Here is a 1,071-nt window from a genome sequence, read left to right as displayed (position 1 = left end):
TGGCTCGACGCGGCGAGGCGGCGTAGGCCATCGGCCACGGTATAGCGGCCCTTGAGCGGGGCGATGCGGCGGCCTTGCGTCGCCGTGCCCGGCGCCAGGATCTGGATGCCCGCCTGATGGGCAAAGATCACGATGGCGTCCTTGGCCGGCTGGCCGGGAACGTCGAACTGGCGCACTTGTTCATCCGCCTGGGCCGGCGCGGCGGCGATCACCGCCGTGGCGGCGAGCATGGATGACGAAATGCAGAAGCGATGGATCGATCGCAAGGTATCCTCCCCTGAAGGTTTGTCACGCCTTTGCGGCGTTCGGCCCTACAGATGACTGGCCAACGATTTTCCGTCGGCTCGGTCCCAAAAAAATTTCGAATGTATCTATTTCAGGATGCGGATCACGCCGTCGCCGCGTTCCACCCGCCCGCCGACCATCGCCGCGCAAGCCTGGGCAAAGCCATCCATGTCATTGGTCTGGAACGAGCCGACCACGCGCCGGTCGGCCAGTGCCGGGTCCACTTCCAGGCGATCTTCGTGATAGGCGTTGAACCGCTGCGCGGCCTGGGCCAGCGTTACATCATCCAGCACGATCTGCCCTTCGCGCCAGGCCAGTTCCTGCTGCGCGGCATCGGGCGCGATCGCGCTGACCGCCAGGCCCACGCCATCATCGAGCCGCGCGCGCTGCCCGGCCTTGACCAGTTGCGGCTCGCCGCCTTCGCTCCACACTTTCACCGTGCCTTCGGTCACCACCACATCCACGCCAACGCCAGCGCGACGGACGTTGAACGCGGTGCCCACCGCCTGGACCCGCACGCGGCCGGCGGTGACGGTAAAGGGCCGGTCGGGCGCCTTGGCCACCTGGAACCAGGCCTCGCCCTGGGCCAGTTCCACGTCGCGGCGGCGGCGGGTGAACGACACGCTCAATTCGCTGCCGCTGTTGACCACGGCCATCGAGCCATCGGCCAGCGGCACACGGCGCATTTCGCCGATGCGGGTGCGGATGCCCGAGCCTTGCGGCCACAGTGCCAGTGCGCCCGCGCCGATCAGGCCACCGGCCACGCCCACTCCGGCCAGCGCCATG

General features: G+C 68.3%; 2 protein-coding genes. Both read right to left on the bottom strand.

Features of this window, described 5'->3' with window-relative positions; all coding sequences use genetic code 11:
* A partial coding sequence (locus H926_RS35135) for an STN domain-containing protein (RefSeq protein WP_237741131.1) occupies positions 1-230 on the bottom strand: 230 nt, incomplete at its 3' end.
* Positions 231-371: 141 nt separating this feature from the next.
* On the bottom strand, positions 372-1,071 hold a 700-nt coding region (locus H926_RS0120905), incomplete at its 5' end, for a FecR family protein (protein ID WP_022677987.1).

Source organism: Novosphingobium sp. B-7 (assembly GCF_000410615.1).
Taxonomy (GTDB): domain Bacteria; phylum Pseudomonadota; class Alphaproteobacteria; order Sphingomonadales; family Sphingomonadaceae; genus Novosphingobium; species Novosphingobium capsulatum.
The sequence above is the reverse complement of the archived record's forward strand: the minus strand, read 5'-3'. Positions and strand labels throughout refer to the sequence as shown.